The 11411-nt window shown below is 69.4% G+C and carries 9 protein-coding genes; 6 read left to right on the plus strand and 3 right to left on the minus strand.

Features of this window, described 5'->3' with window-relative positions:
* On the minus strand, positions 1 to 1218 hold a 1218-nt coding region (locus AC1DY2_RS07895), incomplete at its 3' end, for a CCA tRNA nucleotidyltransferase (protein ID WP_476761918.1).
* A 202-nt stretch (positions 1219 to 1420) separates the two neighbouring features.
* On the opposite strand from AC1DY2_RS07895, the gene AC1DY2_RS07900 reads away from it, so the two are divergent.
* The 6 genes from AC1DY2_RS07900 to AC1DY2_RS07925 all read left to right on the plus strand — a co-directional run bounded on the left by AC1DY2_RS07900 (position 1421) and on the right by AC1DY2_RS07925 (position 9341).
* Positions 1421 to 3763 (plus strand): DUF6049 family protein, encoded by a 2343-nt coding sequence (locus AC1DY2_RS07900; protein WP_476761919.1) that lies wholly within the window; start codon positions 1421 to 1423, stop codon positions 3761 to 3763.
* Positions 3756 to 5384 carry a murein biosynthesis integral membrane protein MurJ gene (murJ, locus tag AC1DY2_RS07905; protein WP_476761920.1) on the plus strand — a complete coding sequence of 543 codons (1629 nt, stop codon included), beginning with the start codon at positions 3756 to 3758 and terminating at the stop codon, positions 5382 to 5384. The genes AC1DY2_RS07900 and murJ overlap by 8 nt, the downstream gene beginning before the upstream one ends.
* A gap of 129 nt (positions 5385 to 5513) precedes the next feature.
* Entirely contained in the window at positions 5514 to 6488 is a 975-nt protein-coding gene (gene trxB, locus AC1DY2_RS07910) for a thioredoxin-disulfide reductase (protein ID WP_309975748.1), read from the plus strand.
* A gap of 37 nt (positions 6489 to 6525) precedes the next feature.
* Positions 6526 to 6849 (plus strand): thioredoxin, encoded by a 324-nt coding sequence (gene trxA / locus AC1DY2_RS07915; protein ID WP_309975746.1) that lies wholly within the window; start codon positions 6526 to 6528, stop codon positions 6847 to 6849.
* A gap of 192 nt (positions 6850 to 7041) precedes the next feature.
* A complete protein-coding gene (locus tag AC1DY2_RS07920) occupies positions 7042 to 8364 on the plus strand; it encodes an aminotransferase-like domain-containing protein (protein ID WP_309975744.1) in 1323 nt (440 codons plus the stop codon).
* A gap of 17 nt (positions 8365 to 8381) precedes the next feature.
* Positions 8382 to 9341 carry a D-alanine--D-alanine ligase family protein gene (locus AC1DY2_RS07925; protein WP_476761921.1) on the plus strand — a complete coding sequence of 320 codons (960 nt, stop codon included), beginning with the start codon at positions 8382 to 8384 and terminating at the stop codon, positions 9339 to 9341.
* A 71-nt stretch (positions 9342 to 9412) separates the two neighbouring features.
* Here the strand turns inward: AC1DY2_RS07925 and AC1DY2_RS07930 are convergent, their stop codons facing one another.
* Complete coding sequence (locus tag AC1DY2_RS07930) at positions 9413 to 10396, minus strand: ParB/RepB/Spo0J family partition protein (RefSeq protein WP_476761922.1); 984 nt, start codon at positions 10394 to 10396, stop codon at positions 9413 to 9415.
* Entirely contained in the window at positions 10396 to 11322 is a 927-nt protein-coding gene (locus AC1DY2_RS07935; protein ID WP_476761923.1) for a ParA family protein, read from the minus strand. Before AC1DY2_RS07935 ends, AC1DY2_RS07930 begins: the two co-directional genes overlap by 1 nt.
* Between the last annotated feature and the right edge of the window lie 89 nt (positions 11323 to 11411).

Raw genomic sequence — 11411 nt, forward strand, 5'->3', positions numbered from 1 at the left:
CTCCTCGAGGTCGTCGTAGGCGAAGCCGAGGCGGTCGGCCTTGCGCCGGTTGCGCGTCGTGACGTCGGCCCTCGTGAGGATGTGCAGGCGTTCGAGCTGGTCGCCGGCGTCACGGACGTAGCGGCGCACTGCCGAGTCGCTCCACGCGGCATCCGCATACCCGAAGAACCGCAGGTGCAGCTCGATCAGCCGGGAGACCGCGGCGATCGTGTCGTTGTCGAAGCGCAGCGCGCGCAGGCGCTTGCGGGCGAGCTTGGCACCGACCACGTCGTGGTGGTGGAACGACACGAGGCCGCCCGCCTCGAGCTTGCGCGTCGCCGGCTTGCCGATGTCGTGCAGCAGCGCCGCGAGCCGCATGACCAGGTCGGGGGAGTCGAGGTTGCCGCGCGAGACCTCGTAGTCGATCGCCTGGTCGAGCACCGTCAGCGAGTGCTCGTACACGTCCTTGTGGTGGTGGTGCTCGTCGACCTCGAGCCGCAGCGCGGGGATTTCGGGCAGCACCCGGTCGGCCAGGCCCGAATCGACCAGCAGGCGGATGCCGCCGCGGGGCGACGCCGTCAGGAGGAGCTTCGACAGCTCGTCGCGCACCCGCTCCGCGGAGATGCGGTCGATCTCGGGCGCGAGCGCGGCCATCGCGTCGCGAGTGCCCTCCTCGACGTCGAAGCCGAGCTGGGCCGAGAAGCGTGCTGCACGCAGCATCCGGAGCGGATCGTCGCCGAACGACTGCTCGGGAGCCGCCGGGGTCCGCAGGGTCTTCGCGATCAGGTCCTCGACGCCGCCCGACGGGTCGACGAGCGCGAGCTGGGGGAGCCGGAGTGCGAGCGCGTTCACGGTGAAGTCGCGCCGCGTGAGGTCGTCTTCGAGGCTGGAGCCGAACACCACCTCGGGCTTGCGCGACTCGCCGTCGTAGGCGTCGGCGCGGTACGTCGTGATCTCGACCGTCTCGCCGGCGATCTTCGCGCCGATCGTGCCGAACGCCCGGCCGATGTCCCAGTGGGCGTCGGCGATCGGCTTGACGATGGCGAGGATCTCGTCGGGCGTGGCATCCGTCGTGAAATCGAGGTCGTTCGTGGCCCGACCGAGGAAGGCGTCGCGCACCGGGCCGCCGACGAGGGCCAGCTCGTGGCCCGCCGCATCGAACGCCGCCGCCAGCTTCGACACGGTCGGCGAAGCAGCCAGCTCGCCCAAACGGTCGAGGGCCGCCGCGACACTCTGCATGCCCCTATGTTAAGCGGACCCGTCGAGCGCGTGCGTGCGCGGCCCCGCCTGTGGACGCCGAGCGGATGCCCCGGGGCCACGCCGTAGAATCGCCTGCATGGTGGACGAGTCGATCCCTGCGCGCCCGCGCGCCGACTCTCCCACCCGACGCACTCGCCCACTTTCCCGGCCGGCCCGATTCGCCCTCGGCGGCGCCGMGTTCGTGGCCGTCGCCACCATGGTCGGGGCGCCCATCGCCGCCAACGCCGGCGTCGACCCGGCAGCCGCGTTGCAGGCGGTGCTGCCCGTTCCGGACGCCTCCTCGCACATGGATGCCGCAAACGGCATACGACCGGCGGGGCCGTCGCGGGCCGTCGACGACGACAGCGGGCTGCGCGTGAGCGTGTCGCCCACCATCTCGAGCACCGTCTCGCTCGGTGCGCCCGTCGCGATCTCCGTCGAGATCGAGAACGCCACGGGTGAGGCCCTCGCTCCCGGCGTCGTGCGCCTCGTGCGCGCCGACGCCGACATCGACGACGCCGGTGAGCTCGACGAGTGGCTCGCCGCCGAGCAGGGCGGCGACCAGGCGGCCGACTCGGATGCCGCGGGCATGGTGCCGATCGCCGACGGCGAGGCGCGGGGGCTGCCGGCAGGGGGAGCCACCGTGGTGTCGTTCACGGTCGCCCCCGACGCGTTCGCCGAGCTCGCGGACTCGCCCGTGATCGGGCTGGGCGCCGAGCTCCTCGTGGGAGACACGGTCGTCGCCTCGGGTACGTCGGCCTACGCCAACGCCGACGTGCCGGCATCGGGCTCGGTCGCCGTGGCCCTCGCCGCACCCGTCACGACGCCCACGACCGGCGGCGCCGCGGGCCTGATCGACGTCGACCAGCTCACCAACTGGACGAGCCCCACCGGGCTCCTCACCCGACAGCTCGACGCACTCGCCGGCCGCCGCGTGGCCATCGGCATCGACCCGCGCATCATCGCGTCGATCCGCGTGCTCGGAACGACCGCGCCGCCCACCGCGACCGCGTGGCTGCAGCGCCTCGCCGAGCTGCCCAACGAGATCTTCCCGCTGGCCTACTCTGATGCCGACGTCGCGGTGCAGGCGCAGGTCGGACTCCCCGCGTTGCTCGGCCCGACGTCGTTCGCCGACGCGATGGATCCGGCGAACTTCCCGGCGGGCGGGAGCTCGATCGGCGTCGGCGCCGAAGCCGAGCAGGACGCGACCGGCACGCCCACGGCCTCGGCGACCGATGCGCCCACGCCGCAGCCGACCCCGGGCACCCTGCCCACGAACGAACAGCTCCTGTCGTGGCCGTACACGCGCACCGACCTCGCGTGGCCGGGCGACGACACGGTGGCCACCGGCGACCTCGGCTTCTTCGCGGCATCCGGGCTCACCACCTCGATCCTGGCCCCGGGCAATGTCGAGCCGGTGGGCGGCGTCGCCCCGTCCTCGGCGACCATCGACGGCTCGACCGCCCTCGTCGCCGACGGCGCGCTCACTGAGCCGTTGCGAGCGGCAGCCACCGCCTCGACCGACACCGAGTGGCGCGAGGCGACCGGCCAGGTGCTCGCCTCGCTCGCGCTCGATGCGGGCACGGCGCGCACGACCGTGTTCGCGACGTTCGACCGTGGCTCCGTCTCGCAGGTCGCTCGCGTCTCCGCGCTCATCGACGAGATCGGCAACTCGCCGTGGTCCACCCTGGCCGGGCTCTCCGAGGCGATCGGGGCACCCCCCGAGGCGCGCACCCTGATCGATGAGCCCGAGTCGGATGAGCGCCGGGCGCAGGTCTCGCGGCTGACCGAGGTCGAAGCACAGGTCACCGAGTTCTCCACCGTCCTCACCGATCCGGCGCTGCTGACGGGTCCGGTGCGCCGCGAGCTGCTCTCACTGTTCGACGTGGCGTGGCTCGATGACCTCGAGGCGTGGAACGGCGTCGCCACCGACTGGCTCGTCGCCCAGCGAGGCGTGCTCGGGTCCATCTCGGTCGTGCCGAGCAGCACCATCAACGTCGTCTCGACCGAGACCGGCGTGCCCACGACCATCGAGAACACGCTGCCCTATCCGGTCACCGTCGTGGTCGACGTCAGCCCGTCCAACGGACGCCTCATCGTCGAGGAGCAGGTCGAGCAGACCGTCGAGCCGCAGTCCCGCTCCACGGTGCGCGTGCCCGTCGCCGCCGGCGTCGGCAACGGCGAGGTCACGCTGACCGTGTCGCTCGCCTCGACGTCCGGTGTCCCGATCGGCACGCCGGTCGACATCGCCGTCAACGTGCAGGCCGACTGGGAGGGACTCGGCGCCGCGATCCTCGCGGCGATCGCGGTCGTCGTGTTCGGCCTCGGCGTCTGGCGCAACATCCGGCGGCGACGCCGTGACCGGGCCGCGGCTGCCGAAGCCGCCGGTCCCGAGGCCGCCCGTCCTGAGAGCGAGGCTCCCGAGACCGCCGAACCCGACACAGCCGAACCCGAGACCGAGGCGATCACCGATGCCGACCCCAGCCAGCCCGCCCGAGTCGCACCCGACGCCGGCGACGACCCGACCGGCAGCCCCCGTGGCTGACGACGACCGTATCGGCCGCGCCAGCGCGTTCCTGGCATCGGGCACCATCGTCTCGCGCGTGCTGGGGTTCGTGAAGGCGATCATCGTCGCCGCCACCATCGGCGTGGTCGGGTCCGCAGGGGCTGACGCGTTCGCCGTCGCCAATGGGCTTCCCAACACCGTCTACGTCATCGTCGCGGGCGGCGTGCTGAGCGCCGTGCTCGTGCCCCAGATCGTGCGCGCCGGCTCGCACGCCGATGGCGGCGGCGCGTACATCAACAAGCTGCTCACGGTCGCGCTCGTGATCCTCGCGGGCGCCACGATCATCGCCACCGCGCTCGCACCCCTCCTGGCCCTGCTGTACGGGGCGACCCTGCCGCCCGCCACCCTCGACCTGGCCATCGCCTTCGCGTGGTGGTGCCTTCCCCAGATCTTCTTCTACGGCCTCTACACGCTCCTCGGCGAAGTGCTCAACGCCCGCCGGAGCTTCGGGCCGTTCACCTGGGTTCCGGTGCTCAACAACATCGTGGCGATCGCGGGACTCCTCGTGTTCGCCGCGCTCTTCGGGGTCGATCCCGACGGCACGAGGTCGGCCGACGCCTGGACGCCCGGCATGGTCGCCGTGCTGGCGGGCTCGGCGACCGCCGGCATCGCGGCGCAGGCGCTCATCCTCTTCTGGTTCKGGCGCCGCATCGGCCTGCGCTACCGTCCCGACTTCGCGTGGCGCGGTGTTGGCCTCGGCACCGCCGGCCGCATGGCGGGTTGGACGTTCGGCATGCTGCTGCTCACGACGCTCGCGGGCATCGTGCAGTCGCTCGTGCTGGGCACGGCCTCCGGAAGCGACAACGCCTCGGTCGCCGCGGTCGACTACGCGTGGCTCATCTTCATGCTCCCGCACTCCGTGATCACCGTGTCGATCGCGACCGCGTACTTCACCCGCATGAGCGAGCACGCCGCGCGCGACGACCACGACAAGGTCCGCGACGACGTGTCCAGCGCGATCCGCGGCATCACGCTCATCATCAATCTCGCCGCCGCGGTGCTGCTCGTCATCGCCTATCCGTTCGCCGCCGTGTTCGAGACCGGCAGCTTCCCCGACACCGCGGCCCTCGGCAACGTCGTCATCGCGTTCACCCTCGGCTTGGTGCCGTTCTCGATGCTGTTCGTCGTGCAACGCACGTTCTATGCACTCGGCGACACCCGAACGCCGTTCCGCTTCACGCTCTTCCAGGTCATCGTGTTCACGGCAGGTGCGTTCTCATGTCTCCTGCTCCCCAAGGACCTGCTTGCTGCCGGCATCGCCCTGGTCACGACGATCGCGTGCATCGCTCAGCTCACCGTTGCCGCATGGCTGCTGCGGCGTCGCCTCCACACACTCGACGGGCGGCGCATCCTCGGCGGCTTCGCTCGCTCGCTCGCAGCGCTCGTGCTGCCCCTCCTCGCGGGCGTCGGACTCCTGATCCTGCTCGGCGGCACCGTGGAAGGCGGGTTCGCCGTCTCCGGCATCTTCGGCGCCGTCGTCTCCATGGCCACCATCGGCACGGTCATGGCCGTGCTCTACTTCGGCGGCCTGTGGCTGCTGCGCTCGCCCGAGCTTCGCGGGTTCGCCACGCCGCTGGTGGCGCGTCTCCGCCGAGGCTGAGCCCGCGGCATCCGACCCTCGCTGTCGCACCGGGGGCGAAGGAATACGCGCCGCCTAGACTGTGTTCACCATGACGGTGGCTCTTCGGCTCGCCCGATCCACCGAAGCAATGTGACGACAGGAGTGGAAGTGCGCGACATCATCATCATCGGCTCTGGGCCGGCCGGATTCACGGCCGCGATCTACGCCGCGCGCGCCGAGCTGAAGCCCCTCCTCATCGCCAGCTCCGTCGAGATCGGCGGCGAGCTGATGAACACGACCGAGGTCGAGAACTACCCCGGGTTCCCCGACGGCATCATGGGTCCCGACCTGATGGCGAAGTTCCAGGCGCAGGCCGAGCGGTTCGGCACCGAGGTCGTCTACGACGACGTGGTCGAGCTCGAGCTCGACGGGCCGGTCAAGCGCGTCAAGCTCGGCAACGGCGAGACCCACGAGGCCACGACGCTCATCTACGCGACCGGTTCGGCCTATCGCAAGCTCGGCCTCCCCGAGGAGGAGATCCTCTCGGGCCACGGCCTCTCGTGGTGCGCCACCTGCGACGGCTTCTTCTTCCGCCAGAAGACGATCGCCGTGATCGGCGGCGGTGACTCCGCGATGGAGGAGGCGACCTTCCTCACGCGGTTCGCCGACAAGGTCTACGTCATCCACCGTCGCGACTCCCTCAAGGCGTCGAAGATCATGCAGCAGCGCGCGTTCGACAACGAGAAGATCGAGTTCGTCTGGAACGCCGAGATCGCCGCGATCCATGGCACCACGGCCGTCACGGGAGTCACGCTCCGCGACACCGTGACCGGCGACCAGCGCGCGCTCGACCTCGACGGCCTGTTCGTCGCCATCGGCAACGACCCGCGCACGCACCTCGTGCACGGCAAGCTCGACCTCACACCCGAAGGCACCATCTGGGTCGACGGTCGCACGTCGAAGACCTCGGTGCCGGGTGTCTTCGCGGCCGGCGACGTGATCGACCCGCACTACCGGCAGGCCATCACGGCCGCCGGTTCGGGCACGGTCGCCGCGCTCGACGCCGAGCACTACCTCGCCGCCCTCGGCAACGAGCAGGCCGCCGAGGCGCTGCTCGAGAACGAATTCGTCGCGGTCGACTGACCCGACGCGACATCCGCTTCACCAAAAGGAGAACGCAATGACTGCACGCGCAGTGACCGAGGCAACCTTCGAGCAGGAGGTCCTCAACAGTGAGAAGGCCGTCCTGGTCGACTTCTGGGCCGAGTGGTGCGGCCCGTGTCGCATGGTGAGCCCGATCCTCGACCAGATCGCGACCGAGCACGCCGACAAGCTCGACATCGTGAAGCTGAACGTCGACGAGAACCCGCAGCTCGCGATGAAGTACCAGATCACCGCGATTCCCGCGTTCAAGGTCTTCGAGAAGGGCGAGGTCGTCAAGACCGTCATCGGCGCGAAGCCGAAGCCCGCACTCGAGGCCGACCTCGCCGCCTACATCTCGTAGTCGGCCGCCTCGCATACGCAGAGACCCGCCCGGCACACGCCGGGCGGGTCTTTCGCGTTTCCAGGGCTCCATCCGTCGATCCACGATCGCGATCGGGGCTCCGGATGCCGCGGGCCGCACGTGTCGTCATCTCGAACGGCCCGCCCGAACCCAGCAACTAGCATGAATATCCTGAGCAGAAACGGAAGTGACGTGACCTCTGACGGCGTCCCCCAGCGGACCGGCAACAACCTCGACCCTTGGTACGCGAACTACGCCGAGCGAGCTGCCGGCCTGGCCGCCTCCGAGGTCCGAGCCCTGTTCGCCGTCGCGTCGCGTCCCGAGGTGGTCTCGCTCGCCGGCGGCATGCCGTTCGTTTCGGCGCTTCCGCAGGAGCTCATCGTCTCGTCGATGGAGCGCGTCATGCGCACGCAGGGTCCGACGGCGCTGCAGTACGGGTCGGGCCAGGGCATCCCCGAGCTCCGCGAGCACATCCTCGACGTCATGTCCCTCGAGGGCATCCGCGGCTCGGTCGACAACGTCGTGACGGCGACCGGGTCGCAGCAGGCCCTCGACCTCGTCGCGAAGCTCTTCATCGATCCGGGAGATGTCATCCTCGCCGAGTCGCCGAGCTATGTCGGTGCCCTCGGCGTGTTCCGGTCGTACCAGGCGAGCGTCGTGCATGTCGCGATGGACGAGGACGGACTCATCCCCGAGGCGCTCCGACAGACGATCGCACACCTGCGCGGACAGGGTCGGCGCATCAAGTTCCTCTACACCATCCCGAACTTCCACAATCCGGCCGGCGTCACGCTCGCGGCGTCGCGTCGGCCCGAGATCCTCGAGATCTGCCGCCAGAACGAGATCCTCGTGCTCGAGGACAACCCCTACGGCCTGCTGCACTTCGATGAGCCGGCACCGAACGCGCTCCGCTCGCTCGACGAGGACGGCGTCATCTACCTGGGCTCGTTCTCGAAGACGCTCGCCCCTGGATTCCGCGTCGGCTGGGCTCTCGCGCCGCACGCCATCCGCGAGAAGCTCATCCTCGCCGCCGAATCGGCGATCCTCTCGCCGAGCTCGTTCAGCCAGCTCGTCGTGTCGGAGTACCTGTCGAGCACTGACTGGCGCGCGCAGATCGACACGTTCCGAGGTGTGTATCGGGAGCGCAAGGACGCGATGATCGAGGCGCTGGGGGAGTACCTCCCGCAACTCAGCTGGACGAATCCGAACGGCGGCTTCTACGTCTGGGTCACCATGCCAGATGTGCTCGATTCGAAGCAGATGCTGCCGCGGGCGGTGCGAGAGCTGGTCGCCTATACGCCCGGCACCGCGTTCTTCGCCGATGGTCGCGGGCGGCACGCCATGCGACTGTCGTTCTGCTATCCGACGCCCGAGGCCATCCGCGTCGGCATCCGTCGGCTCGCCACGGTCGTCAACGGCGAACTCGACCTCCTCGACACCTTCGCCGGCACCGGCACGCTGCAACTGCCGCCCAGCTCCGGCTACGAATCCGCCCCGCCGTCCGACCTCAAGTAGTGGAGAAACCCCAGATCATGAGCGATTCCAAAGGTCTCTACGTGGTTGTCCTGGCGGGCGGCATCTCCCACGAGCGCGATGTCTCACTGCGGTCGGGGCGGCGAGTCGCCGACGCGCTGGTGTCTGCCGGGCACCGAATCGTGCTGCGCGACCCCGATGCGTCGTTGCTGCCGTTCCTCGCGACCGAGCAACCCGACGTGGTGTTCCCCGCCCTGCACGGATCGAGCGGTGAGGACGGCTCACTGCTCGAGCTGCTGGCCGGCCTCGGCGTCGCCACCGTCGGCTCGACGGGTGCTGCAGCGCGCCGCGCATGGTCGAAGCCCTTGGCCAGCTCGGTCGTTGCCCAGGCCGGACTCGCCGTTCCCCAGTCGATCGTGCTGTCGCACGAGGCCTTCCGCGAGCKGGGCGCCGCGAGCGTGCTCCGGGTCGTGCGCTCGGCCCTCGAGGGCGACCTCGTGGTGAAGCCCGGTTCCGGCGGATCGGCGCAGGGCGTCACCATCGTCGACGACACCGACGCCCTGCCTCGCGCGATGGTGGAGGCCTTCACCTACGACGATGTCGCCGTGGTCGAACGTCGCATCGTCGGCACCGAGATCGCCGTCGCGGTGATCGATACGGGCGACGGCCCGCAGGCGCTCATCCCGGTGGAGATCGAGCCGTCGGCGGGGGTCTACGGGTTCCAGGCGAGGTACAACGCCGGCGAGACGACCTTCTATGCGCCGTCCCGCTTGAGCGACGAGGTGGCCGCTGCGGTGTCGGATGCCGCGGTGCTCGCGCACCGCACCCTCGGACTCCGCGACCTCTCCCGCGTCGATTTCATCGTCGACGCCGACGGCACCCCATGGTTCCTCGAGGCGAACGTGATCCCCGGCCTCACCGAGACGTCGCTGCTGCCTCTCGCAATCGAGGCGTCGGGCACGAATGCGAGCACTGTGTACAGCGGGCTCGTGCGAGYCGCATCCGCTCGCGCCGCGTGAGTCGACCCTCGATTCGAGCGTGAAACGGCGCGATTCAGTTCGCCAGGAACGATTCTGCGGCCAGCCTCGTCCTAGACGCCCTCGAGTTCCTCGCCCAGGTCGCTGAGAATGCGACGGAGATCTTGGACCGTCRCGAAATCAATGCTGATCTGGCCTTTCCGAGCCCCGAGCGCGATACTGACGCGGGTGTTGAGGCGGTCACTCATGCGGCCGGCAAGATCGTCGAGGAAATCCTGGCGCTTGCCCGCCGCCGGCTTCGCGCGCGACGGTTTCGGCTCGCTCGACGCGATCGCCTCAGCCGCGCGCACCGAGAGATCCTCGTTCACGATCTTGTCGGCGAAGCGCTGCATCGCCTCGGGGTCGTCACCAGAGGCGAGGATCGCCCGGGCGTGACCTGCGCTGAGGACCCCGGCGGCGACGCGGAGCTGGACCGGCTCGGGGAGCTTCAGCAGGCGAAGCGTGTTCGAGATCTGGGGACGTGATCGTCCGATGCGCGAAGCCAGCTCCTCCTGGGTGATGCCGAAGTCGGCCAGCAACTGCTGGTACGCCGATGCCTCTTCCAGCGGGTTGAGCTGCGACCGGTGCAGGTTCTCGAGCAGCGCGTCGCGGAGCATGGCTTCATTGGCCGTGTCCTTGACCACCGCGGGGATCGTGTCGAGGCCGGCTGCCTTCGTGGCGCGCAGACGTCGCTCGCCCATGACCAGCTCGTACTTGCCGGGCTGGTCGGGGTGGGGGCGCACGACGATCGGCTGAAGAACACCGAACTCGCGCACGCTGTGCACGAGCTCGGCGAGATCCTCGGGGTCGAACACGCTGCGCGGCTGGTGCGCATTCGGCACGATGTCGTCGGGATTCAGGCGGGCAAGTCGTGCCCCCGGGACAGCGAGGAGTCCCTCGCTCGCCGCCGCTTGCTCGACCACCGCAACCGCGGTGGGGGACTGGGAGTCGGAGTCGGGGAAGAAGACGTCGACCGGTCGGTTCGGGCGAGGCGTGTCCTCGCCCGTGGGAATCAGTGCGCCGATGCCACGGCCGAGTCCGGTTCGCTTGGTTGCCATCAGTGGTCGTCCTTCTGGTTCACTGCGCCGCGAAGCGCGATCTCTGCCGCTGCCTCGCGGTACGACAAGGATCCGCTCGAGCTGAAGTCGTAGCTGATCACACTCTGGCCGTAGCTCGGTGCCTCCGACACTCGGACGGACCGCGGAATGATCGTCTCCAGCGTCTGGGCGGGGAAGTGGTCGCGTACTTCTTGCGCGACCTGCTGCGCCAGATTGGTGCGGGAGTCGTACATCGTGAGCAGGATCGTCGAAAGTCGCAATTCGGGATTGAGGTGCTTCTCGATCAACTCGATGTTGCTCAGCAGTTGGGAGAGTCCCTCGAGCGCGTAGTACTCGCACTGGATGGGAATGAGCACCTCTCGGGCCGCGACGAAGGCGTTGATGGTGAGAAGGCCCAATGACGGAGGGCAGTCGATGAAGACGTAATCGTACGGACGCTCCATGTCGGCGAGGTGTCGATCGAGTGCCCTGCGAAGTCGCTGCTCCCTCGCCACGAGAGACACGAGCTCGATCTCGGCGCCGGCGAGGTGGATGGTCGCGGGTACGCAGTCGAGTGATTCGTGTTCGGTCGATGGACGCACGACATCGGCAAGGGGGAGGTCCGCGACGAGCACGTCGTACACGCTCTGCTGCTCGGAGCGATGGTCGACCCCGAGCGCCGTCGAGGCGTTGCCTTGAGGATCGAGGTCGATGACGAGCACGTGGGCGCCGGAACGGGCGAGTGCGGCGGCGAGGTTGACCGCGCTCGTCGTCTTGCCGACGCCACCCTTCTGGTTCGAAATGGTCAGGACCCGGGTACTTGCCGGCAGGGGAAGCACCGCTTCGTCCAGGGCGATGCGGCGCCGAGTCTCTTCGGCAAGTTGATCGGCCAGGGGAGTTCCTCCGTGTTGGACGTCCGTTTCACGTGAAACGGGGATGGGTGGCAGAGTGGGAGCGTCCGTTTCACGTGAAACGGTCGGCGAGGTGTCCGTGGATGCGGTGCCATCGGCGGGGACCCGGAGCCGGAGATCAAGCG

Source organism: Agromyces sp. P1_H4, from assembly GCF_056405255.1.

Bases quoted from the DNA above. Each gene is read 5' to 3' on its own strand.
- trxA (WP_309975746.1), top strand. From the start codon at position 6,526: ATGACTGCACGCGCAGTGACCGAGGCAACCTTCGAGCAGGAGGTCCTC.